Origin of the sequence: Amycolatopsis sp. WAC 01376, assembly GCF_003947415.1 — a bacterium.
Classification (GTDB): Bacteria; Actinomycetota; Actinomycetes; order Mycobacteriales; family Pseudonocardiaceae; genus Amycolatopsis.
The window spans coordinates 137,466-160,501 of sequence record NZ_QHKL01000001.1 but is presented as its reverse complement, the minus strand read 5'-3'; the positions used below and the strand labels follow the sequence as shown (position 1 = coordinate 160,501).

The window sequence follows — 23,036 nt, the reverse complement described above, 5'->3', positions numbered from 1 at the left end:
CGCCCAGACCGGGCGCCCCCGCACACGGTGGTCAGGAACGGAAGGGGCCGGTCACCTCGTAGGTGATCCCGCCGGAGGACGAACCGGAGGTGCCGCGTTGCGACGAGAAATACAGCCTGTTCCCGGCGGGGGTGAACGCGGGACCGCAGATCTCCGACGAGCTCTGGCCGTTGATCCGCAGGAACGGCGCCACGATGTCGTTCGGCGTGATGATGCAGATCTCCATGTTGCCGCCGTCCTCGGCGACGTAGAGGTCGCCCGACGAGGTGCCGGCGACGTTGTCGACGCCGGTCAGCGGCGCCGAACCGGGGCTGACCAGGGAGTCGTCGTAGGCCAGTTCGTAGGTGCTGTTGGTCAGGTTGAGCTGCCAGACGCGGTTGTCACCCTTGGTGGTGAACCACGCGGTGTCGTTGGCGTAGTGCAGCCCTTCGCCGCCGCTGAACCGCTTGGCACCGGAGACCTGGTTGCGGGTGGCGGTGGGGGAGCCGTCGGGGTCGGGCACGTTCGCCCAGGTGAAGCTGCCCGATGTCGCCGTGCCCGCCTTCAGCACCTGCAGCGTTCCGGCGGAAAGGTTGCCCCAGGTCGTCGGGACGAAGCGGTAGAAGCAGCCGTCCGAGGTGTCTTCGGTCAGGTAGACGACCTTGCGCACCGGGTCGGCCGCCGCGGCCTCGTGTTTGAACTTCCCCATCGCGGGCCGCTGGACGGCGGCCGTGGCCGGGCCGTTCGGCTGGCACTCGTAGACGAATCCGAGGTCGATCTCTTCACAGGAAAGCCAGGTGTTCCAAGGAGTCTTGCCGCCCGCGCAGTTCTGGCGGGTGTTCGCCAGGATGCGGTGGGCGCCGGTGATGTTCCCGCTCGCGTCGAATTTGACCGCGCTCGCGCCCCCGCCAGGGGTGATCTCCGAGTTCGACACGTAGATCCAGCCGCTGCCGTCGGCGAACACCGCGCCGCCGTCCGGCGCGTTGTGCCAGGTGTATCCGGTGCTCGCGACCTTCTGGCCGGATCGGGCGATGACCCGGCTGGTGAAGCCCGCCGGCAACTGGATCCCGTTCGCGTCGGCCGCCTGAAGCGCGCCGTACGGGCTGGGGCCGTTCTGGGCGGGTGCGGCGAGGGCCGCCCCCGAGAGCCTGTTTCCGAACGCCGTGACACCGGCGCCGACCACGGCCGCGCGCAGGAAATTCCGTCGCTTCACTCATGCCTCCGAGACATCCGCTGATGTGGTGGTGCGGGAAGGAGCGGGTCGGAGAGTACGGGCGGAACGGGACTTCCAGGTGAATTCGCGGCGTATTCACCGCGAGAAGGCAACTTTCGTAGGGAACCCTCGCTCAGCACTATTTCCCGGGCTTTGCGGAGCCCGGGCGCGTCGGCCCCGCCGTGTTGTTCCGCGACGGCCAAAGCGAGCAGTATCCGATCGAGTGAACCGTATCCGCCATTACGGTGGTGACGACGTCCGATCAGGTGACGCCAGCCGTCGAGATGTTCGTCGAGCCCGGGCTCTCCCGGAACGGCGCGGAGCAGGACCCGAAGCAGGACTCTCATCTGGTTTTCGTTACCGGGCAAGGTGTCGCGGGCCAGCGTGTCGGCCAAGGTGCTGCGGGACTGACCGGTCGCGGCGGCCAGCGCGCGGATGCTGAGGCCGCTTCGGTCGCGGAGTTCGCGCAAATGCGCCATGAACGCCGATTCCGTGTTCATCGGCGTGCCCGTGCGGGCACGGTCCGGCCGAAGACGGCGCTGAAGAGCCCGATCGCGACTCCCGCCGCGATCGGCGCGCTCGTACCGGCGAAGGTCAGCAGTGTGGTGAATGTGGCGAGAACGCTCAAACAGACGATCTGACCGGTCGAAACGCACCTGCGCCTCGGCCGCAACGGGGAAAGAATTCCTTGACTCATGACCTTGCCCTCTCAAGGGTCACGCACCCCGGCTGGGTGGCACGCAATACACGTTATCAAAACGTGATAGGGAGTTTAAGTCGAGTCAATGTCCGGGTTCGTCCGGATTCCGGAATGCCGAAAGCCCCGGACCCTTGGCGGGATCCGGGGCTTCAGCCTCGCGCTGTTACGCCGCCTGGGCGACCGGAGCCGTCGCCGGGGCCAACGCGATGTCCAGTACGTCGCGGACGTTCGCCACGGCGTGGACGTCCAGCTGTGCCAGCACTTCGGCCGGGACGTCGTCCAGGTCGGGCTCGTTGCGCTGCGGGATGATCACCGTCTTCATCCCCGCCCGGTGCGCGGCCAGCAGCTTCTGCTTGACCCCGCCGATCGGTAGCACGCGTCCGGTCAGCGACACCTCACCGGTCATCGCGACGTCCGACTTCACGACCCGGCCCGAAAGCAGGGACGCCAGCGCGGTCGTCATCGTGATGCCGGCACTCGGCCCGTCCTTGGGCACCGCGCCCGCGGGGACGTGCACGTGGATGCCGCGGTCCTTCAGGTCGGCGACCGGGAGTTCCAGTTCGGCGCCGCGCGAGCGCAGGTAAGACAACGCGATCTGCACCGACTCCTTCATCACCTCACCCAGCTGGCCGGTCAGTTGCAGCCCGGTCGAGCCGGACTCCGGATCCGCCAGGGACGCCTCGATGTAGAGGACGTCACCGCCGGCGCCGGTCACCGCCAGCCCGGTCGCCACGCCCGGGGTGGACGTGCGCTGGGTCGACGCGGGCAGCGAAGACTCCGGCAGGTGCCGCGGACGGCCGAGGTAGGTTTCGAGCCCGTCGGCGTCGATCGTCAGCGGCAGCTCTACCTCGTCCAGCGCGACCTTGGTCGCCACCTTCCGCAGCACCTTCGCGATGGTCCGGTTCGCGTTGCGTACCCCGGCTTCCCGCGTGTACTCGGCGGCGATGCGGCTGAACGCGCCGTCGGTCAGCGTGACGTCGTCCTTGCCGAGACCGGCGCGATCCAGCTCGCGGGGGAGCAGGTGGTCGCGGGCGATGGTGACCTTCTCGTCCTCGGTGTAGCCGTCGAGGGTGACCAGCTCCATCCGGTCCAGCAGCGGGCCTGGGATGGTCTCGAGCGCGTTCGCCGTCGCGAGGAACACGACGTCGGACAGGTCCAGTTCGACCTCGAGGTAGTGGTCGCGGAACGTGTGGTTCTGCTCCGGGTCCAGCACCTCCAGCAGCGCGGCCGTCGGGTCGCCGCGGTAGTCGGCGCCGACCTTGTCGATCTCGTCGAGCAGCACGACCGGGTTCATCGAGCCGGCTTCCTTGATGGCACGGACGATCCGGCCGGGCAGCGCGCCGACGTAGGTGCGGCGGTGACCGCGGATCTCGGCCTCGTCGCGGATGCCGCCGAGCGCCACGCGGACGAACTTGCGGCCCATCGCCTTCGCCACGGACTCGCCGAGCGACGTCTTGCCGACCCCGGGAGGACCGGCGAGCGCCAGCACCGCACCCGAACGCCGTCCGCCGACCGGGCCGAGCCCCGACTCCGCGCGACGCTTGCGCACGGCCAGGTACTCGATGATGCGTTCCTTCACATCGTCGAGACCGGCGTGATCGGCGTCGAGGATGTTTCGCGCGGCGGCGATGTCGTGGACGTCGGTGGTGCGCTCGTTCCACGGCAGTTCGAGGACCGTGTCCAGCCACGTGCGGATCCAGCCGCCCTCGGGGGACTGGTCGGAGGTCCGCTCCAGTTTGTCCACTTCGGACAGTGCGGCCTTCTTGACCGCGTCCGGCAGTTCGGCGGCCTCGACGCGGGCGCGGTAGTCGTCGTCGTTGGCGGTGCCGTCGAGTTCGCCCAGCTCCTTGCGGATCGCTTCGAGCTGGCGGCGCAGCAGGAACTCCTTCTGCTGCTTCTCCATGCCCTCCTGGACGTCCTTGCGGATGGTGTCGGTGACCTCGAGTTCGGCCAGCTGCTCGCGGCTCCATTCGAGCGCCTTTTCGAGCCGTGCCGAAACATCGAGCGCGGAGAGCAGTTCGAGCTTCTGCTCGGTGTTCAGGTACGACGAGTTGCCCGCGAGGTCGGCGAGCGCGGACGGGTCCTCGACCTCCTGGACGGCGTCGATCATCTGCCAGCCGCCACGCTGCTGGAGGATCGCGAGGACGACGCTCTTGTACTCGGACGCGAGCTTCGCGGAGTTGTCGTCGGTGGTCTCGGTGGCGACCTCGGCGTGCACCCAGCGGGCGGCGCCGGGGCCGTCGGCGATGCGGCCGACGACGGCGCGGCGGGTGCCGCGCGGCAGCACCGCGGTCTTGCCGCCGGGCACGCGCCCGATGCGCTCGACGGTCGCGATGGTGCCGAGTTCGGCGTACTCGCCGTGGACGCGGGGGACGATCAGCACCTCGGCCTTGGTGGCGGCGCTGGACCGGATCCCCGGAAAGGAAGCCTGGGCAGGCGTGTTGGCCTGGGCGGACTCCACCGCGGCCCGCGTCTCCGTGTCGGCGAGGTCGAGCGGGACGATCATGCCCGGCAGCACGACGTCGTCATCGAGCGGGAGGACGGGCAGGAGGCGGTTGTCGGTCATCTGTGCACTCCTCGGTTAGTTGAGTCTGCCTAGCTCAACTCTCCGATCGACCCGTTTGTTTCCTTTCCGCGTTCGCCGTCAGCGATCACCCCACCCCTCCGACCTCTGCGCCCCAACGCGTGACGGTTAGCCCGCTAAAGGCGACGTGTCCGGGTCAGAGGTCGGAGGTCAGGGGTGGACGGCGACCCCGCACCAGGCGAACGGCCGGGCGCCTTCCTCGTCCCGCCGCAGCTCCCGCACCGGCCGCCAGTCGGGCAGGTGGACGACGCCGGGCTCCAGCAGCGGCCAGTCCCCGAAGAGCGGCTCGATCTCTTCGCGGTCCCGCATCCACACCGGGTTGCTCGTCTTCCGGTACTGCTCGACCATCCAGTGCAGCCCGTCCGCGTCCTCGCCGGTCTGGCCGCCGAAGCTCATATGCGACAGCCCCAGCCAGCTGCCCGGCGCCAGCGCGTTCCGATAGGTCGCGACCAGTGTCGGCGGATCGTCCTGCGGCCCGGCGAAATGCAGGACGGCCATCATCATCAGGCACACCGGCTGGTCGAAATCGATCAGCCGCAATGTCTCCGGATGCCGCAGGACGTCCTTCGGCCGCCGCATGTCCGCGTGGACGATCCCGGCCCAGCCGGTCGCCTCGTGCCGTTCGAGGATCAGCTCCGCGTGCGCCACCGCGACAGGCTCGTAGTCGACGTACACGACCTTCGCCGTGTCACCAGGCTCCAGTTCCTCCTGGAGGATCTCGTGCACGTTCCCGGCTGTCGGGACACCGGAACCCAGATCGACGAACTGCCGGATCCCCGCGTTCAGCGCGGCGCGCACGACCCGGTTCATGAACTCCCGGTTGTGCCGCGCGCCCGGTTTGACCCACCGCCACTGCTTTTCCAGCGCGCGGGCGAACTCGCGATCGACCGCCCAGTTGTGGGTCCCGCCGAGGAACCAGTCGTAGATCCTCGCCGCGGACGGCTTTTCGGTGTCGACACCCGTCGGCGCCACCGGGGCCGCGTCCTCGTCCTTCTTCACGAAAACGAGCCTATCGGGATCAGGGCACCGCCGGTCGGCGCTGCCAGTACGTCCAGAGCGGCCGGTAGCCCTGCGCGTACCAGAACGGCGTCGAGCGCGGGTTGGCCAGCGCGTGGTGCAGCAGCACGGCTTCGGTGCCGCACTCGTCGAAGATCTGGTGCGCGTGCGCGGCGAGCGCCGTCCCCACCCCGCTCGAACGCGCCGGTTCGGCCACCGCCAGCGACGACAGGTAGCCGACCCGGTCGGCCGCGACCCGGCCGCTGACCCACGCCGTCTCGCCGGGGAACTGCACCCGCACCATGCCCAGCGCCCGCCCGTACAACTCGGCGATCCACAACGTCGGGTTCTCCCGGCCCAGGTGTTTCGACAGGTCCGCGGCGATCGTTTCCTCCGCGCCCTCGCGCAAGGTGACAGAACCGAACTGCGCGTCGTAACGCTGCAATTCCAGTTCGAGTCCGACGGCGGTTTCGAGATCATCGGCTTCGGCGGGCCGGATGTGCACACCGGGAGTGGCGGGCGGTCCCGTCACGGCGAGCCGGTCGGCCGGGCGGACCGCGATCACCAGCACGGGCGCGAAGCCGCGGCGCAGCAATTCGGCCGAGCCGGGGGAGTCCCGGCTCGGCCGCACCACGGTCGCCGCCGTCTCGACATCCCCTGGTGGGGCCACGGTCTTCAGATGTTCATCCCATCGGGTGAGTAATGCGTCAAGGGCCGCTTCCGGGCGAGGGCCGGTGAGTCGCGCTTCGAGGCGATGTTCGACGAGGGCCCGCCACGGAGAGTCAGCAGAATCGGGACCCGCTTCAGTCCGTACCGACAATCCGGCGGCGGCCGAGTCGCCTTCTGTCGCGGAGAGTGACACGGCGCCCTGGACAGGCTCCAGTGCAGGCATTTCGGGGAGCAGGGCGTCCACGGTGGCGAGCCGCTCGGCATGCCCGGCGGCGATGGCGTGGCTATTCATAGGGCTATTGAAGCCCCTACTGACGGGTCCGCCGGGAACTTCACGAGATTGGCCGGAGCGTGGCGTCAGGTGACTTCCGGTAGTCGGAAGGAACGCGAATAACGCTCCCATTTCACCCCTTGGTCCACGCAGGTCAGCGCGACGCGCCCATTGTTAACCCTGGGGTGATCTCATACTGTCTCGAATGGGACTTGGGTACGCCCTCCGGGGTACTGTATTGCCCTCGTCCCCGGGGTCGCGGTGGGACAAGACCGGTTGGGCAGCCGGGAAGGAAGGTCGGATGCCGGACACGAACGGCAGGCCCGGGAGCGCCGCACAGGCGACAGCGGGCAAGGGAGGCGCCGTTACGGAGGCTCGTACCGACGAGCGACGGTTCCGCGTCTACACCTTCGCGGTACTCACCATGGGCATCGCCGCCGCGGCCGCGGTCAGCCTCTGGCTGGACTTCGAGGCCTCGGACGATCTGTTGTGGATCGGGCCGATCCTCGCGCTCGCGTTCCTGCTCGCCGAACAGCTCGGCATCAACGTCGACGTCCGCAGCGGCATCTCGTGGACGATCTCGTTCACCGAGATCCCGCTGGTCATCGGATTCTTCGTCGCTCCCTTCGAAGTCGTGCTCGCCGCCCATCTCGCGGCGGGCATCGGGACACTGCTGGCCCGCAAGGTCGCGGGCCGCGTCCTCTACAACGCCGGTGCCTTCCTGCTGGAGATCACCGGCGCGTTCGCCGTGGCAGGACTGGTGAAACAGGCCTCCGGTGCCCACGACATGACCTGGATCGCCGCGCTGGCTGGCACTTTGACCGCGCCGCTGGTCAGCACGCTGCTCGCGCTCGCCGCCGTCCGCGTGCTGCGCCGCCGCATGCGGGTCAGCACCGCGATCCGGCTGACCGGCCGCATCCTCGTCGTCGGCTTCGTCAACGCTTCGGTCGGTCTTTCCGGTTATCTGGTCATTTCCGGTACGCCGAAGGCCTGGCCGCTCGTGCTGGCCGTCTTCCTCGGGCTCACCGCGTTGTACTGGGCGTACTCGGATCTGCTGCGCGAACAGCGCGACATGGAAGCGTTGTCCGACGTCAGCCTGATGGTCGCGCGATCCGGTCAACAGGCCGCCGCGCGGCCCGCCGGACGAGCCGACGAACTCGTCGGCGGTGTCGACGTCCGCGAGTGGGCGACCATCGCCGAACGCATCAAGGACCAGCTGGCCGCCGGCCGGGTCGTGCTCAGGCTGCGGCTGGAACCCAAGGACACCATGCGGATGGTCGTCGCGGGCGACGAACTCCCGCCCGTCGACCCGGCCGCCGACGACCCGTTGCTGCGCCTGCCCGGCGCGCACGTCCGGCACTTCCGGATCACCGAAGCCAACCCTGACGTCCGCTCCGCGTTGCTCGACCGCGGCGCGCAGGAGGCGCTCGTCGTGCCGCTGCGCAGCGCGAACCAGCTCCTCGGCGTCGTCGAAGCGCACGACAGGCTGTCCCGCTGGCGTGGTTTCGGCAAGTACGACGTCCAGCTGCTCGGCACGATGGCCAGCCACCTCGCGACCTCGCTGGACAACCGGCGCCTGCTTGCGACCCTGCGCCACGACGCCTACCACGATCCGCTGACCGGCCTGCTCAACCGGCCGGGCTTCCGCCAGGTCGCCAAGGAACCGTTGCGGGAACAGGTCGACGCGGTCGTGCTCCGGGTCGATCTCGACGTCTTCTCCACCGTCAGCGACGCCCTCGGCTACGTGTGGGCCGATCGGATGGTCATCGCCGCGGGCCGGCGGATCCGCGACGCGCTCGGCCCCGACGTCCCGCTCGCCAGACTCGAAGGCGCGTCCTTCGCGGCGCTCCTCGTCGGCTGCGCGCCGGAACGTGCCCAGGCCGCCGCGGAACTGCTCCGCGCGGAACTCGTCGCCCCGTACCCGGTGGACCGGCTCTCCGTCGAAGCCAACGCGATGATCGGCTACGCCACCTCGTCGGCTGAAGACGACGACCAGGTCGACGTCGACGGGCTCCTGCAACGCGCCGACGTCGCCGTCCGCGCGACCAAGGGCGGCGAAGAGGTCCGCGGCTACATGGCCAGCATGGGCCAGATCTTCATGCGCCGGTTCCAGATGGTCACGCAGTTCCGGCAGTCGCTCGAAGAAGGCCAGCTGAGCGTCCACTACCAGCCGAAGATCACCTTGCCGAACCGGCAGATCCAGGGCGTCGAGGCGCTCGTGCGCTGGGTGCATCCGGAGTTCGGCAGGCTCGGCCCGGACGAGTTCGTCCCGGCGATCGAAGCGGCGGGCCTCATCGGCGTCCTGACGTCGTTCGTGCTCGAAGAGTCGTTGAAGCGCGTGCGGAAGTGGCTCGACGAAGGTCTGCGCATCTCCGCCGCCGTGAACCTGTCGGTGCGGAACCTGGCCGACGAGGACTTCCCGACGAAGGTCGCCCGCGAACTCGACCGCTTCGGCATCCCGCCCGAGTTGCTCACCTTCGAGCTCACCGAGTCCGGTGTGATGTCCGACCCACAGAAGGCGCTGCCGATCCTGCGGGAACTGCACTCGCTGGGCATCGTGCTCGCCGTCGACGACTTCGGCACCGGCTACTCGTCGCTGGCGTACCTGCGGCAGCTCCCGGTCGACCAGGTCAAGATCGACAAGAGCTTCGTCCTCGGCATGGGCACGGACCTCGGCGACCTCGCCGTCGTGCGCTCCATCGTCGAACTGGGCCATTCGCTCGGCCTCACGGTCGTGGCGGAGGGCGTCGAGGAGGACGTCGCGCGGGATCAGCTCGAGGCGATGGGATGTGACGTGGCACAGGGCTATCTCATCTCGCGGCCGCTGCCGGAGGACCGCCTGGAGGCGTGGCTGCAAGCCCGCACGGCGCGCTCGCCCGGACGACACTCCGAGACCGTTTTAACCCTGCTGACCTGAGGTTTTGCCTTAACCGGCCCCCCGGTTAAGGCCCCTTAACCGGCCTGCTAATCTTTCTAAGTCCTCGCGAGAGGGCAAGGCCCCTTTAGCTCAGTCGGTAGAGCGTTTCCATGGTAAGGAAAAGGTCTACGGTTCGATTCCGTAAAGGGGCTCGCTACCTCAGCCGCGTCACGTAAGCGTGTCGCGGCCAGGGGCATGTAAGGCGGTGTAGCTCAGCTGGCAGAGCAAGCGGCTCATAATCGCTGTGTCGCCGGTTCAAGTCCGGCCACCGCTACGCGGTAATCCTGGGTATCCCAGGCCTAGTAGAGAAGGATATGCTGTGGCTGCCACTGACGTGCGACCGAAGATCACGCTCGCGTGTGAGGAGTGCAAGCACCGCAACTACATCACCAAGAAGAACCGGCGCAACAACCCGGATCGCCTGGAGATGAAGAAGTTCTGCCCGAACTGCGGTACGCACCGGACTCACAAAGAGACCCGCTGAGCGTCTAGCGGTTCTACCTGTCTCACCCGAAGCCGTCCTGGTCAACCAGGGCGGCTTCGGGCTTTTCCGGGTTAGGTAGCCTGCTCGGGTGGCCTTGGACCAGTCGTTCACCGGGCGGGCGTACCCGCCGACCAGTACCTATGAAGTGAGTCGCGAGAAGATCCGGGAGTTCGCCGACGCGCTCGGCGACACGAACCCGCTCTACCGCGACACCGAAGCGGCGAAGGCGGCCGGGCACCCCGACGTCATCGCGCCGCCGACGTTCCTCACGATCATCAACCTCGCTTCGATCAACGCGATCGTCTCCGACCCGGAGCTGGGTCTCGACTATTCGCGGATGGTCCACGGCGACCAGCGGTTCACCTACACGCGGCCGGTGCACGCGGGCGACGTCCTGTCGCTCACCACGTACATCGACAACATCATGACCCGCGCCGGGAACGACTTCATCAACCTGCGCGCCGAGATCTCCGGCGCCGACGGCGGCCCGATCGCCACCACGTACGCCCAGCTCGTGGTCCGAGGGGAGGGCGCGTGAGCACGTTCACCGCCGGAGAAGAACTGACGCCGCTGACCGTCGACGTCACCAGGGAGCAGCTGGTGCGCTACGCCGGCGCTTCTCTGGACTTCAACCCCATCCACTGGAATGAGGCCTTCGCCAAGGAGGTCGGCCTGCCGGACGTCATCGCGCACGGGATGCTGACCATGGCGCTCGGCGCGCGGCTCGTCACCGACTGGCTCGGCGACCCGGGCCGTCTCGTCGACTACTTCGCGCGCTTCACGCGCCCCGTGGTCGTGCCGAACGAGGGCGCCGCGACGATCGAGTTCACCGGGAAGGTCGCCGTGGTCAACGACGACGGCACCGCTCGCATCGACATCACCGCCAAGTTCGACGGCAAGGCCGTCCTGGGCAAGGCGCAGGCGGTCGTCCGCGCCTGACCTCGAAAAGTGATAGCAAGGGACCTTTGCTAGCGTCGCTTAGCGTGCCTAAGTAAGCGAGAGCAAAGGTCCCTTGCTCTCTTTCCGCAGGTCAGCGGGCCTTGAGAAAGGCTGCGGCGGCTCGCGTAGGGGCGCGAAGGGGCTTCGCGAGCTTAAGAAAGCCTGCTTCGCGCGCTTAAGCGGCTGTAAGGCGCATGACCGGACCAATGACGCCCACTGTGTGGATTTTGAGGCGTTGGATGACCCGAAATCCACACGGTCCCGCGTGACAGGTCCAGTCATGCAAGCGAGCCCACCACGCCTCAAGCGAGCTTGAGCAGCTTCTCGATGACCTCCGCCATGCCTTCCGCGCCCCGCGCGTTCGGGTGCAGCGGCGCGGCGGGCACCGAAGGCGCGGGGCCTTCGACCCAGCGCCGGTTCGCGGCGCTGCACATGTCCCGCCCCTTGCTCGCGGTCGACATGTCGGCGAAGCCCGCTTCGTGCTCCTTCGCCGTCTCCTGTAGCGCCGTGTTAAGCCGCTTCAGCGAGTCTCGGAAGTAGGCCACGTCTCCCGCGCCGACCGGCAGGACCGGCCAGCAACCGGCGTCGTCGTCCGGAAGCACCGTCGGGTATCCGACGACCACGATGCGCGCCGAAGGGGCCTTCGAGCGGATCTGGTCCAGGATTCCGCCGAGCCGGTCCGCCGCGGCGGTGATCCGCTCGGCGAGTTGGTCGCGGCCGCCCGCGGTCAGCTGGGTCTTGCAGGGCGAAGCGGTCTGCTGCTGCGTCGCGCACTGGTTCGCGAAGCCGACGAAGCCCACGTCGTTGCCGCCGATCCCGACGGTCACCAGCGTCGTGTCGCCATCGATGGCGTCGAGCTGCGGAGCGTTCGTGCCGTCACGGGTCTTCTGTTCGCCGGTGAGGTGTTCGGTCGTGGCGCCACCGCAGCTGGCATCGACGAACTCGGCCGGACGCAGCTTCGCGGCCAGCAAGCTCGGGTAGTTGTTGTCCGAACGGTCGCAGCCCGCCGGCGCGCCCACGGGCCGTCCGGTGCCCGGCGAAGCCGTATAGGAATCCCCCAGCGCCACGTAGCGGCCCGAGCCGTCCGAAGTGGTGACCCCCGGCGGTGTCACCGACGTTCCACGCTCCCACAGGTGATAGGCGATCCCCAGGACGGACAGCACGATCACCAGGAACAGGCAGCCCCCGCCAGTTCTCCGCCGCGTCACCCGTTCGTTGTACGCGACCTGGGTCACTTTTGTCATCGGTCCGACCGTCGGTGAAGCTCAGGTGAACGGGTGATCTCGAGTTGCCTGAGACGTGGATCACATTCAGGGTGGGCGAGTACCTGGCACCGAGGAAAGGCGAAAACGTGAGCCTGAACTTGAACAAGCTGGTCGACAAGGCGTGGGAGGACAAGACCATCGGCGAGCTGCTGGACGCCCCGCCGTCCGCGCTCGAGGGCCTGACCAAGAAGCACGACGAGCTCCTCGCGGAGCTCAAGATCAAGACGATCCGGGACCTCGGCAACTGGAAATACGCCGCGAAGGCCCACGCGCTCATTCAGCTCGCCGACGGCGAATCCTGACTTCTGAAGGCCCTTCCCGGCGGGGAGGGCCTTCAGTCTGTCGGGACGAGATCGCGCAGCTCGGCGGCGAGATCGAGGGCATGGGTGACGTCCCGCGCGAGGTAGTGCGGGTCGACGAAGGCCTCGGTGATCCCGGTTTCGGCGGCCGCGGCCAGCTGCGCGGCGACGTCCTTGAGATCGGTGCCGGGTTTCGGATTGATCCGCAGCACCCGCCGCAGCGTCTCGGGGTCGCGGCCCGCCTTCTCGGCGGCACTCACCACGGTTCCCCAGAGCTTCGCGAGATAGGGCGCGGGCAGTCCGGCGGGCAACCAGCCCTCGGCGCGGCGGCCGACGCGGTCCAGTGCCGCCGCCGAAAGCCCGCCCAGCAACACCGGCGGATGCGGATTCTGTACCGGTCGCAGCCCCACCTTCGACGCCGGGATCCGCCAGCGTTCGCCTTCGTGCTCGACCGGATCGCCGGTCCAGAACTCCCGAAGGACGTCGAGGAGTTCCTCCAGCTGCTTGCCGCGGCCCTTCCATGGCGTGCCTGTCGCGGTGTACTCGTCGCGAAGCCAACCGGTGCCCAGCCCGACATCCAGCCGGCCGCCGCTCACCTGATCCAGTGAAGTCAGCATCCGGGCGAGCACCACGGCGGGATACACCGTCCCGGTGAGCGTGCTGGTGCCGAGCCGGACCCGTCGGGTGACGGTCGCGGCCACCGTCAGCAGGATCAGCGGATCCGCGAAGGTGACGAACTCCGGCGGGTACGGCCGTTCCGGGGTGCCGCCGGGATAGAAGTCCGACGGAGAAACCGGGGCCAGCACCCGATCCCCGACCCACAACGACTCGTATCCGAGTTCCTCGGCGGCCGCGGCGAAACCGGGGACGGCGTCCAGGGAAGCGAGGGGACCGTACTGCGGAAGGGCGATTCCCAGGCGCATCACGGTCACCGTGCTTCCGCGAGCAGCCGGCCCATCCTGGATATCCCTTCGGCAAGATCATTTTCGTTCAGCGCATAGGAAATCCGGAAGTACCCCGGCGTGCCGAACGCCTCGCCGGGCACCACGGCGACTTCGGCCTCGCGCAGGATCAGATCGGCCAACGCGACCGTGTCGGCCGGTCGTTCGCCGCGGATCTCCTTGCCCAGCAAGGCTTTCATCGACGGGTAAACATAGAAAGCGCCGAGCGGCACCGGAGTCTCGACGCCGGGGATCTCGGAAAGCAGCGAAAGTGCCGTCTTTCGACGGGAATCGAACGCATCGCGCATCGCGTGCACGGCGTCGAGCGGACCGCTCACCGCGGCCAGCGCGGCCCGTTGCGCGACGTTCGAAACGTTGCCGCACAAGTGCGATTGGTACGCCGTCGCCGCCTTGACCACGTCCTGCGGCCCGAGCAGCCAGCCCACCCGCCAGCCGGTCATCGAGTACGTCTTCGCGACGCCGTTGAGCACGATCGTCCGGTCGGCGAGTTCCGGGACCAGGACGGGCATCGAGGGCGCTTCGGCACCGTCGTAGACCAGGTGCTCGTAGATCTCGTCGGTGATGACCCAGAGGCCGTTCTCGTGCGCCCAGCGCCCGATCGCCTCGACCTGTTCACGCGGGTACACCGCGCCGGTCGGGTTCGACGGCGACACGAACAGCAACACCTTCGTGCGCGGCGTCCTGGCGGCTTCGAGCTGCTCGACGGTGACCAGATAGCCCGTCGTCTCGTCGGCCGTGACCTGCACCGGGACCCCGCCGGCGAGGGCGATCGACTCCGGGTACGTCGTCCAGTACGGGGCGGGCAGCAGCACCTCGTCGCCCGGGTCGAGCAGCGTCGCGAACGCCGAGTAGACCGCCTGCTTGCCGCCGTTCGTCACCAGGACGCGGCCGGGGTCGACCTCGTACCCGGAGTCGCGCACGGTCTTCGCCGCGATCGCCTCACGCAGCTCCGGCAGCCCGCCCGCGGCGGTGTAGCCGTGATTGACCTTGTCGCGGACGGCCGCTTCGGCGGCTTCGAGCACGTTGGCGGGGGTGGGGAAGTCCGGCTGGCCGGCACCGAAGCCGATCACCGGACGACCCTGCGCCTTGAGCGCCCGGGCCTTCGCGTCGACGGCCAGCGTGGCCGACGGCGTGATGCCGCCGATGCGGGCCGAGACGCGGGAAGCCGGCGAAGGCGAGGGTGCGGGAGCGCTCATGGCGACATCGTGGCACGATCATGGTGTCGGCCGTGGGGGAGTTTCCTCGCGGAAGGCTGCTCCGCGCCGCTTTGAGGGGCGCGGTTGCGAAGCTGTTCCGGGGTTGCCGTAGACTTCTGGTCTCGGAACGCACTACGGTCATCCCCGCCACGGCGGTGGGGACGATGGAATGCGTCCTCGGGAGCTCCAGAGCATCGGGGTTCCAAAGGGGTGTAGCTCAATTGGCAGAGCAGCGGTCTCCAAAACCGCAGGTTGCAGGTTCAAGTCCTGTCACCCCTGCGTAAGCGAACTGGTGAAGGCGGAGGAGTGGTCGTGAGCGACAGCGACGCCAGCGGTGAGAAGGCGCAGGACGGCGCCGGGCAGAAGCCCGACGAACAGTCCCGCCCGGTGACCGCCGCTGCCCGGCGTGAGCGCCGTGCGTCCGCGCGCCCGTCCGGTAAGTCCGACGCCAAGTCGGACGACAAGACCCGCCCCGCCGGCAAGGCGAAGGCCGGGGACAAGACCGAGAAGTCCAAGGACGCCAAGGGCACGGCGACTCCGAAGCGCGACCGCAAGCCGAAGCAGGCGTCGATCTTCGCCCGGCTGATGCGCTTCATCCGCGAAGTCTGGGCCGAGCTGCGCAAGGTCATCTGGCCGAACCGCAAGCAGATGGTCACCTACACCGCGGTGGTGCTGGTCTTCGTGGTGTTCATGGTGGCGCTGGTGAGCGGCCTCGACCTGGCCTTCAAAGAGGTCGTCGGTGCCGTCTTCGGCAGCTGAGGCAGCCGTTCGCGGTGCCTGAGCGCACCGCACGGTGGCCTGCGCCACGGCAACCGATCAACTGAGAGGACGGAACGTGACCTCCGACAACGGCACAGCAGCCGGTCATGAGCTGACCGAGCTTTCCGACGAGCAGGTGCACGCGGCACTCGGCGACGAGCAGTCCGAGCACCTGGATTCCGTCGAGGTGCCCGCCGCAGGCGACGAGGTCGACGAAGCCGCAGATGTCGCGGAGGCCGAAGAGGCGTCCGACGAGACCGACGACAACGCAGCCGACGACACCGCCGCCGAAGCCGACGAGAACGTCGACCCGGTCGCGAAGATGCGCGCGGAACTCAACGCCGCTCCCGGTGAGTGGTACGTCGTGCACTCGTACGCGGGTTACGAGAACAAGGTGAAGACCAACCTCGAGACCCGGACCCAGACCCTGGACGTCGAGGACTACATCTTCCAGATCGAGGTCCCGACCGAAGAGGTCACCGAGATCAAGAACGGCCAGCGCAAGCAGGTGCAGCGCAAGGTGCTGCCCGGCTACATCCTGGTCCGGATGGACCTGAACGACGCCTCGTGGAGCGCGGTGCGCAACACGCCGGGTGTCACCGGGTTCGTCGGCGCCACGTCGCGTCCGTCGCCGCTGACCGTGGAAGAGGTGCTCAAGTTCCTCGCGCCCAAGGTCGAGACCGCCACGCCGGCCAAGTCCGGCAAGGGCGAGGCTGCCGCTTCCGAGTCGCAGCTGGGTGGCCCCGCGGTCGAGGTCGACTTCGAGATCGGCGAGTCGGTCACCGTCATGGACGGCCCGTTCGCGACGCTGCCCGCGACGATCTCCGAGGTCAACGTGGACGGACAGAAGCTGAAGGTCCTGGTGTCGATCTTCGGCCGGGAGACCCCGGTCGAGCTGTCGTTCAACCAGGTCTCCAAGATCTGACGGCTGCCAGACGGCCGGCAGTCCCCGCGTACTGGCAGGTGTGCGGGGGACTCAAGTCAGTAAGAAGGAACAAACGAAATGCCACCCAAGAAGAAGAAGCTTGCGGCGATCATCAAGCTGCAGATCAAGGCGGGTGCGGCCAACCCCGCGCCGCCGGTCGGCCCCGCGCTGGGTCAGCACGGCGTCAACATCATGGAGTTCTGCAAGGCCTACAACGCCGCGACCGAGTCGCAGCGTGGGGACGTCGTCCCGGTCGAGATCTCCGTGTACGAAGACCGTTCGTTCGACTTCAAGCTCAAGACGCCGCCGGCCGCGAAGCTGCTGCTGAAGGCCGCGGGCGTGGAGAAGGGTTCCGGCGAGCCGCACAAGACCAAGGTCGCCAAGGTCACTTGGGACCAGGTCCGCGACATCGCGAAGACCAAGGAATCCGACCTGAACGCGCACGACGTCGATCAGGCCGCGAAGATCATCGCCGGCACCGCCCGCTCGATGGGCATCACGGTCGTCGACTGAGTTCCACCCAGTTCCACCGTGGGAGAGCCAGTGCTGGCTCCAACACCACACTGATCCGTTGAACAGTTAAGGACAGAAGCAATGCCCAAGCACAGCAAGGCCTACCGCAAGGCTTTTGAGCTGGTGGACCGCGAGCGGCTCTACGCCCCGCTCGAGGCCGCGAAGCTGGCCAAGGAGACTTCCTCCGCGAAGATGGACGCCACCGTCGAGGTCGCGATGCGCCTCGGTGTCGACCCTCGCAAAGCCGACCAGATGGTCCGCGGCACCGTGAACCTGCCGCACGGCACCGGTAAGACCGCCCGCGTCATCGTTTTCGCCGTTGGTGACAAGGCCGCCGAGGCCGAGGCCGCCGGCGCGGACGTGGTCGGCACCGACGAACTGATCGAGCGCATCCAGGGTGGCTGGCTCGAGTTCGACGCCGCGATCGCGACGCCGGACCAGATGGCCAAGGTCGGCCGTATCGCCCGCATCCTCGGCCCGCGTGGCCTGATGCCGAACCCGAAGACCGGCACCGTGACCCCCGCGGTCGCGAAGGCCGTGACGGACATCAAGGGCGGTAAGATCAACTTCCGCGTGGACAAGCAGGCCAACCTGCACTTCGTCATCGGCAAGGCCTCGTTCGACACCGAGAAGCTGGTGGAGAACTACGCGGCCGCGCTGGACGAGATCCTCCGCGCCAAGCCGTCGTCGGCCAAGGGCCGTTACCTGCGCAAGGTCGTCGTCTCCACGACGATGGGCCCGGGTATCCCGGTCGACCCGGCCCGGACTCGCAACCTCCTCTCCGAGGACGCGTGAGTCTGAGTTAGACATCACTGAGAAGGGGGCGGTCCCGCTACGGCGGGGCCGCCCCTTTTTCGTGTTTGCTTGAGGGCATGCCTACCTTCGCGTCGTTCGACGGGCTTCAGCTCAGCTACACCGTTTGGGAAGGTAAAGGGCGTCCGGTGCTGCTACAGCACGGCTTCGCCGCGGACACGAACGCCAACTGGATCGCGCCGGGCGTCGTCGACACCCTCCAGGACGCGGAGCTGACCGTGATCAGCCTGGACGCGCGCGGCCACGGACGGTCGGCGAAGCCGCACGACGAGGCGAGCTACGGCGACGACGCGATGGTCCGCGACGTGTCGGCGTTGCTCGACACGCTGAACCTCGACGAGGTGTCGATGGTCGGCTACTCGATGGGCGCGATGATCGCGCTCGGCGCGGTGGCCGCCGACCCGCGCATCCGGTGCCTCGCGATCGGCGGGGTCGGTTCGGGGATCGTCGACTTCGGCGGGGTGGACACCCGCGTCGTCACTCCGGAGGCGATCAGTGAGGCTCTGCTGACGGAGGCCCCTTCGACGCTTCCGCCGTCTTCGGCGCCTTTCCGCATCCTCGCCGACGCGCTGCGGGCAGACCGGATCGCGCTCGCGGCCGTCGCCCGCGGGACGGCGAATCCGAAACTGGACCTGACGGCGATCGCCGTACCGACCCTGATCCTCGCGGGGGACACCGACCCGCTGGCCGCGGAACCCGAACGCCTGGCCGCCGCCATCGCCGGCGCGCGCCTCGTCCGCGTCCCCGGCGATCACATGGCCGCCGTCATGCACCCCGCCTTCGGCTCGGCGCTGACCGGCTTCCTGACCTCGCACGACCTCTGACCCGCGTCGCGTTTAGCCCGCTAAAGGCGATCCGCCGGCGCACTTGCGTTTAGCGGGCTAAACGCGATCCGGCGGCAGGAAGCGCAGGTCAGTTGCCGGTCGGGGGAGCGGGGCAGGGCTCGGGCGAGTTCGCGTGCCCGGTGATCAGCCACTGGCCCATTTCGACTTCCTGCAGGGTGAAGCTGCCCAGCAGGGGGCCGCCGCGGATGTTGTACCAGCACGAGTGGATCGTCAGGTTCTGCCGCGGGACCACGCTCGACATCGGGCGTACCGCGTAGATGTACGGCGTGATGTCGGTGACCTTGGCGTTCAGGGCCGGGACGGCGGTCGCACAGTCCGGGTAGCCGAGGTCGCGGGCGAACTGGGCCTGCGCCTGTTCGCTCATCGACAGGCAGACCTTCTCGACCCGGGTGGCGGGCGGATACGGCTTGCCGATCGTGTCGTAGATGGCCCGCACGGCTTCCCAGGGATTGGTCGAAAGCACCTGGTTCGTGTGGTGCTTGCCCCCGCCGCCCTGGACGAACGTCGCCGTGTCCTGCCCGGCGTCGCTGGGGAAGATCTGCCGGTAGGCGATAGTGGCGCCGATGCAGATCAGCAGGATCACGATCACCCAGGCGAGAAGCTTCCCGCCCAGCCGCCGCAGCCAGCGCGGCGCGCGCGGCCGAGGGGCCTTGACGAGTTCGCCGGGCGGCGGCCCCGGAGGCACTGGAGGCTGCCCACCGTAGTGCTGGGTCACGGGCTGCGTGGGTTGCGACGGCACGAGGCCCTGCTGCTGTGCCTCGGTGAACTTCAGATAGTCCTGGAACTGCTGAAACTGCTGGAACTGGCGCAGTTGCTCCTCGTCCAGCCGGGGCGCGGGCTGACCTCCCGCCTTGGGCTCGATGTCCGTGCCGGGCTCGTTGCCCGGCTTTCCGTCATCACGCTGCTCCGCCACGTCACCATGATGCCCCGCGAGCCCTCCCGTGCACTCCGCCGGTCGCGTTTAGCCCGCTAAACGCGATTCGCCAGGGGTCCGTGCGGAGGCCGAAACAGGGTCACGTACTCTTGTCAAGGTTCTACCGAAGACCGCTGGTCTTCTCCTGGTCATCTGGCCTGGAGAACGAAGGCCCCGCTAGGGCGGGCGACCCGCGCAGGAGGAACGAGGCTCGCCGCGACGCATCCCGTCGCGTGCCCTGACGCCCCGCGCCTGTCTGCGCTGGGGCGTTTCGTCGTTTCAGGGCTCTCAAGGCCAGTGGACCACTAGCCAAGAGAGGAGGCGACCATGGCGAAGCCTGACAAGGAGGCGGCCGTCGCCGAGATCGCGGAGCGTTTCCGCACCAGCTCGGCCACAGTCGTTACCCAGTACACCGGCCTCTCCGTGTCCCAGCTGTCCCAGCTGCGCCGCGCTCTCGGCACCAGTGCCAAGTACCGGGTCGCGAAGAACACCCTCGTCAAGCGTGCCGCCACGGACGCGGGCATCGAGGGCCTCGAAGACCTGTTCGTCGGCCCGACCGCCATCGCCTTCGTCGAAGGTGAAGCTGTTGACGCCGCGAAGGCGCTTCGCGACTTCGCGAAGGACAACAACGCGCTTGTGATCAAGGGCGGCTACATGGACGGCAAGATGCTGTCCGTGGACGAGATCACCAAGATCGCCGATCTCGACAGCCGTGAGGTCCTGCTCGCCAAGGCGGCGGGCGCGTTCAAGGCGAAGCTGTCCCAGGCTGCCGCGCTGTTCCAGGCGCCGGCGTCCCAGGTCGCTCGCCTGGCTGCCGCGCTGGAGGACAAGCAGCGCAACGCCGGTACCGAAGCAGCCGAAGCACCCGCCGAGAGCTGAACACCCCCCACCCCGAACTTTTAGTTCGTTTCAGAGAGGAAGCCACCATGGCGAAGCTGAGCACCACCGAGCTGATCGACGCCTTCAAGGAGCTCACCCTTCTTGAGCTGTCCGAGTTCGTGAAGGAATTCGAGACCACCTTCGACGTGACCGCGGCCGCCCCGGCTGCCGTCGTCGCCGCCGGCCCGGTCGGCGCCGCCCCGGCCGCCGCCGAGGAGCAGGACGAGTTCGACGTCGTTCTCGAGTCCGCCGGTGAGAAGAAGATCCAGGTCATCAAGGTCGTCCGTGAGGTCGTCTCGGGTCTGGGCCTGAAGGAGGCCAAGGAGCTGGTCGAGGCCGCTCCCAAGGCCCTCCTGGAGAAGGTCGACAAGGAGGCCGCCGAGGCCGCCAAGGAGAAGCTCGAGGCCGCGGGCGCCAAGATCACCATCAAGTGATCCCGGGCGCGTCAGCGCCTACCGCAGCACCGTCGAAGGGGCGGGCATCCAGTACGGATGCCCGCCCCTTCGCTGTCTCCAGCCTTAGGGCGCGGATCGCCTTTAGCCCCCTAATCGCGACGCGTAGCCACGCTAAGCACCTGAGCGCGCCCAGGGCGCCGGATCGCCTTTAGCCCCCTAATCGCGATCCGGCGGGACGCTGAGGGGCACCCGCGCTGACCTGCGTTTAGCCCCCTAATCGCGACGCGGTAGCGCCCCGACCTGGGCAGGGCCCGGTTGTGGATCTGCGGGCGGGAGTGACGTGCACTACGGTGCTGCAAGCGGTGCACGGGCCGGTGGCGGGCTGCGCGAAAAGTTACCCGCGGGTCTGGCCAGAAAAGAAAACTGGTGAGTAACCTGTTCGCACTCAGCTCGTTGCACCTGGTTGACGCGGGTATCGCTGCGCGAACGCATGCGTCCTCTCGGGCCAGTGGCACGGGACGGCAGTGCGCGACGACGCGGAACAGCTCCTGGAGGTGCGATGGGTGCCGAGGTGGTCATCGAAGGTCTTTCCAAGTCCTTCGGTAAGCAGGCCATCTGGCGGGACGTCACGCTGACCCTGCCTCCGGGCGAGGTTTCGGCGATGCTCGGTCCGTCCGGAACCGGTAAGTCCGTCTTCTTGAAGTCGATGATCGGTCTGCTCAAACCGGACCGTGGCCGTTGCATGATCAACGGCGTCGACATCGTGACGTGCTCCGAACACCAGCTTTACGAGGTGCGCAAGCTCTTCGGCGTCCTTTTCCAGGACGGCGCGCTGTTCGGGTCGATGAACCTCTACGACAACGTGGCGTTCCCTCTGCGGGAGCACACGAAGAAGTCGGAGACCGAGGTCCGCCGGATCGTGCTCGAGAAGCTCGAGATGACCGGTCTCAACGGCGCCGACAAGAAGCTGCCCGGCGAGATCTCCGGCGGTATGCGCAAGCGCGCCGGTCTCGCCCGTGCTCTGGTGCTGGACCCGCAGATCATCCTGGTCGACGAGCCGGACTCCGGTCTCGACCCGGTCCGCACCACCTATATCTCCCAGCTCTTCCTGGACGTCAACGCGCAGATCGACGCGACGTTCCTGATCGTCACGCACAACATCAACCTCGCCCGCACCGTGCCGGACAACCTTGGCATGCTGTTCCGCAAGGAACTGGTCATGTTCGGCCCGCGCGAGGTGCTGCTGACCAGCGAGGAGCCGGTCGTCAAGCAGTTCCTCAACGGCAAGATGGACGGCCCCATCGGCATGAGCGAGGAGAAGGACTCGGCCCAGCTCGCCGCGGAGCGCGCGATGTTCGAGGCCGGTCACCACGCGGGCGGTGTCGAGGACGTCAGCGGGGTGCCGCCGCAGATGCAGCCGACGCCCGGCGTGCCGACGCGGATGGGCGCGGTCCGCCGTAAGGACCGGGTCATGCAGATCCTGCACGGCCTGCCGGACGAGGCACAGCAGAGCATCATCGAGTCGCTCTCCCCGGAGGAGCAGCAGCGCTACGGCGTCCGCCCGCAGCGCCTCGCGACGGCCGGGCACCGGTCGGTGCCCGCCGAAAGCTCGATTCCGAACCATCACCAGGGGCAACTGCCCGACGACCAGGTCGCCCACATCCCGCACCCCGGGAGAGCAGGCAACCACCGCTTGCGGCCACAAGATCCGGGGTCAGGTGGCGCGTGAGCTCTTCCGCTTCATCGGCGAAGATCCCCGGGATCGGCATGTTGCGCGAGACCGGGAACCTGTTCGCTCTCGGCCTCGACATCGTTCGTGGCATCTTCCAGCGCCCGTTCCAGCTGCGGGAGTTCATCCAGCAGGCCTGGTTCATCGCGAGTGTGACGATCCTGCCGACGGCGCTCGTCGCGATCCCGTTCGGCGCGGTCATCTCGCTGCAGTTCGGTTCGCTCGCCCGCCAGCTCGGCGCCCAGTCCTACACGGGTGCCGGGTCGGTGCTCGCCACCGTGCAGCAGGCCAGTCCGCTGGTCACGGCGCTGCTGGTCGCGGGCGCCGGCGGTAGCGCCGTCTGCGCCGACATCGGCGCGCGGACGATCCGTGAAGAGATCGACGCCATGGAGGTGCTCGGCGTCTCCGCGGTGCAGCGGCTGATCGTGCCGCGTGTGCTCGCGATGATGCTGATCGCGCTCCTGCTGAACGGCATGGTCAGCGTCATCGGCGTGCTCGGCGGCTACTTCTTCAACGTCGTCCTCCAGGGCGGGACACCGGGCGCGTACCTGGCGAGTTTCTCCGCGCTGGCCCAGCTGCCGGACCTCTGGGTCGGCGAGCTGAAGGCGCTGATCTTCGGCTTCATCGCCGGGGTCGTCGCCGCCTACCGGGGACTGAATCCGTCCGGCGGCCCGAAGGGCGTCGGGGACGCGGTGAACCAGTCGGTCGTCATCACGTTCCTCATGCTGTTCGTGGTGAACTTCGTGATCACGCTGATCTACCTGCAGATCGTGCCCGGAAAGCTGGACTGA

The 23,036-nt window shown here is 68.0% G+C and carries 24 protein-coding genes and 3 tRNA genes; 17 read left to right on the top strand and 10 right to left on the bottom strand.

The window, feature by feature from the left end; genetic code table 11:
• Nucleotides 1–31: 31 nt before the first annotated feature.
• The 6 genes from DMH03_RS00825 to DMH03_RS00800 form a co-directional block, all read right to left on the bottom strand.
• Nucleotides 32–1,192, bottom strand: coding sequence for an alkaline phosphatase PhoX (locus tag DMH03_RS00825; protein ID WP_125790109.1), 1,161 nt, complete (start codon nt 1,190–1,192; stop codon nt 32–34).
• Nucleotides 1,189–1,671, bottom strand: a complete 483-nt coding sequence (locus DMH03_RS43005; RefSeq protein ID WP_370310751.1) for a helix-turn-helix domain-containing protein — start codon at nt 1,669–1,671, stop codon at nt 1,189–1,191. Before DMH03_RS43005 ends, DMH03_RS00825 begins: the two co-directional genes overlap by 4 nt.
• Nucleotides 1,672–1,688: 17 nt before the next feature.
• Nucleotides 1,689–1,820: a hypothetical protein gene (locus tag DMH03_RS43000; protein ID WP_370310619.1), complete on the bottom strand. Its 132-nt coding sequence runs from the start codon at nt 1,818–1,820 to the stop codon at nt 1,689–1,691.
• A gap of 235 nt (nt 1,821–2,055) precedes the next feature.
• Entirely contained in the window at nt 2,056–4,458 is a 2,403-nt protein-coding gene (lon, locus tag DMH03_RS00810) for an endopeptidase La (protein WP_125790106.1), read from the bottom strand.
• Nucleotides 4,459–4,626: 168 nt separating this feature from the next.
• Nucleotides 4,627–5,475, bottom strand: a complete 849-nt coding sequence (locus DMH03_RS00805; protein ID WP_125790105.1) for an SAM-dependent methyltransferase — start codon at nt 5,473–5,475, stop codon at nt 4,627–4,629.
• 19 nt (nt 5,476–5,494) lie between these two features.
• Complete coding sequence (locus DMH03_RS00800; RefSeq protein ID WP_125790104.1) at nt 5,495–6,433, bottom strand: GNAT family N-acetyltransferase; 939 nt, start codon at nt 6,431–6,433, stop codon at nt 5,495–5,497.
• 280 nt (nt 6,434–6,713) lie between these two features.
• Here DMH03_RS00800 and DMH03_RS00795 point away from each other — a divergent pair, with 280 nt between their 5' ends.
• The 6 genes from DMH03_RS00795 (at nt 6,714) to DMH03_RS00770 (ending at nt 10,752) form a co-directional block, all read left to right on the top strand.
• A complete protein-coding gene (locus tag DMH03_RS00795; RefSeq protein ID WP_125788784.1) occupies nt 6,714–9,329 on the top strand; it encodes a bifunctional diguanylate cyclase/phosphodiesterase in 2,616 nt (871 codons plus the stop codon).
• 79 nt (nt 9,330–9,408) lie between these two features.
• Nucleotides 9,409–9,481: transfer RNA gene (locus DMH03_RS00790), tRNA-Thr, on the top strand.
• A 49-nt stretch (nt 9,482–9,530) separates the two neighbouring features.
• Nucleotides 9,531–9,603: transfer RNA gene (locus DMH03_RS00785), tRNA-Met, on the top strand.
• Nucleotides 9,604–9,648: 45 nt separating this feature from the next.
• A complete protein-coding gene (rpmG, locus tag DMH03_RS00780) occupies nt 9,649–9,813 on the top strand; it encodes a 50S ribosomal protein L33 (RefSeq protein ID WP_005152047.1) in 165 nt (54 codons plus the stop codon).
• An 88-nt stretch (nt 9,814–9,901) separates the two neighbouring features.
• A complete protein-coding gene (locus tag DMH03_RS00775) occupies nt 9,902–10,351 on the top strand; it encodes a MaoC family dehydratase N-terminal domain-containing protein (protein WP_125790103.1) in 450 nt (149 codons plus the stop codon).
• The gene (locus DMH03_RS00770; RefSeq protein ID WP_125790102.1) at nt 10,348–10,752 is read left to right on the top strand and encodes a MaoC family dehydratase; all 405 of its coding nucleotides are present in this window, start codon (nt 10,348–10,350) and stop codon (nt 10,750–10,752) included. Before DMH03_RS00775 ends, DMH03_RS00770 begins: the two co-directional genes overlap by 4 nt.
• A 302-nt stretch (nt 10,753–11,054) precedes the next feature.
• Here DMH03_RS00770 and DMH03_RS00765 read toward each other — a convergent pair whose 3' ends face one another.
• On the bottom strand, nt 11,055–11,987 hold the full coding sequence (locus DMH03_RS00765; RefSeq protein ID WP_125791474.1) for an SGNH/GDSL hydrolase family protein: 933 nt from the start codon (nt 11,985–11,987) through the stop codon (nt 11,055–11,057).
• Between the two features lie 116 nt (nt 11,988–12,103).
• Between DMH03_RS00765 and DMH03_RS00760 the strand changes: the two genes are divergently transcribed.
• Complete coding sequence (locus tag DMH03_RS00760; protein ID WP_125790101.1) at nt 12,104–12,319, top strand: hypothetical protein; 216 nt, start codon at nt 12,104–12,106, stop codon at nt 12,317–12,319.
• A 32-nt stretch (nt 12,320–12,351) separates the two neighbouring features.
• Here DMH03_RS00760 and DMH03_RS00755 read toward each other — a convergent pair whose 3' ends face one another.
• Both DMH03_RS00755 and DMH03_RS00750 read right to left on the bottom strand, forming a co-directional pair.
• A complete protein-coding gene (locus DMH03_RS00755; protein ID WP_125790100.1) occupies nt 12,352–13,248 on the bottom strand; it encodes a TIGR03619 family F420-dependent LLM class oxidoreductase in 897 nt (298 codons plus the stop codon).
• Nucleotides 13,245–14,474 (bottom strand): pyridoxal phosphate-dependent aminotransferase, encoded by a 1,230-nt coding sequence (locus DMH03_RS00750; RefSeq protein ID WP_125790099.1) that lies wholly within the window; start codon nt 14,472–14,474, stop codon nt 13,245–13,247. The genes DMH03_RS00755 and DMH03_RS00750 overlap by 4 nt, the downstream gene beginning before the upstream one ends.
• 206 nt (nt 14,475–14,680) lie before the next feature.
• On the opposite strand from DMH03_RS00750, the gene DMH03_RS00745 reads away from it, so the two are divergent.
• From DMH03_RS00745 to DMH03_RS00720, 6 genes are all read left to right on the top strand, one after another.
• Nucleotides 14,681–14,753, top strand: a tRNA-Trp gene (locus DMH03_RS00745).
• Nucleotides 14,754–14,780: 27 nt separating this feature from the next.
• On the top strand, nt 14,781–15,233 hold the full coding sequence (gene secE / locus DMH03_RS00740; protein ID WP_125790098.1) for a preprotein translocase subunit SecE: 453 nt from the start codon (nt 14,781–14,783) through the stop codon (nt 15,231–15,233).
• A 76-nt stretch (nt 15,234–15,309) separates the two neighbouring features.
• Nucleotides 15,310–16,158 (top strand): transcription termination/antitermination protein NusG, encoded by an 849-nt coding sequence (gene nusG, locus DMH03_RS00735; protein ID WP_125790097.1) that lies wholly within the window; start codon nt 15,310–15,312, stop codon nt 16,156–16,158.
• 78 nt (nt 16,159–16,236) lie between these two features.
• On the top strand, nt 16,237–16,671 hold the full coding sequence (rplK, locus tag DMH03_RS00730) for a 50S ribosomal protein L11 (protein WP_076164368.1): 435 nt from the start codon (nt 16,237–16,239) through the stop codon (nt 16,669–16,671).
• 81 nt (nt 16,672–16,752) lie between these two features.
• Entirely contained in the window at nt 16,753–17,466 is a 714-nt protein-coding gene (gene rplA, locus DMH03_RS00725; RefSeq protein ID WP_125790096.1) for a 50S ribosomal protein L1, read from the top strand.
• A 77-nt stretch (nt 17,467–17,543) separates the two neighbouring features.
• Complete coding sequence (locus tag DMH03_RS00720; RefSeq protein WP_125790095.1) at nt 17,544–18,308, top strand: alpha/beta fold hydrolase; 765 nt, start codon at nt 17,544–17,546, stop codon at nt 18,306–18,308.
• A gap of 88 nt (nt 18,309–18,396) precedes the next feature.
• On the opposite strand, the gene DMH03_RS00715 is transcribed toward DMH03_RS00720, so the two are convergent.
• Complete coding sequence (locus DMH03_RS00715) at nt 18,397–19,242, bottom strand: hypothetical protein (protein WP_125790094.1); 846 nt, start codon at nt 19,240–19,242, stop codon at nt 18,397–18,399.
• Nucleotides 19,243–19,569: 327 nt separating this feature from the next.
• Between DMH03_RS00715 and rplJ the strand changes: the two genes are divergently transcribed.
• From rplJ to DMH03_RS00695, 4 genes are all read left to right on the top strand, one after another.
• A complete protein-coding gene (rplJ, locus tag DMH03_RS00710) occupies nt 19,570–20,121 on the top strand; it encodes a 50S ribosomal protein L10 (protein ID WP_125788794.1) in 552 nt (183 codons plus the stop codon).
• Nucleotides 20,122–20,168: 47 nt separating this feature from the next.
• Nucleotides 20,169–20,555: a 50S ribosomal protein L7/L12 gene (rplL, locus tag DMH03_RS00705; protein WP_125788795.1), complete on the top strand. Its 387-nt coding sequence runs from the start codon at nt 20,169–20,171 to the stop codon at nt 20,553–20,555.
• A 520-nt stretch (nt 20,556–21,075) separates the two neighbouring features.
• The gene (locus tag DMH03_RS00700) at nt 21,076–22,245 is read left to right on the top strand and encodes an ABC transporter ATP-binding protein (RefSeq protein WP_125790093.1); all 1,170 of its coding nucleotides are present in this window, start codon (nt 21,076–21,078) and stop codon (nt 22,243–22,245) included.
• A gap of 38 nt (nt 22,246–22,283) precedes the next feature.
• Entirely contained in the window at nt 22,284–23,036 is a 753-nt protein-coding gene (locus DMH03_RS00695; RefSeq protein WP_125791473.1) for an ABC transporter permease, read from the top strand.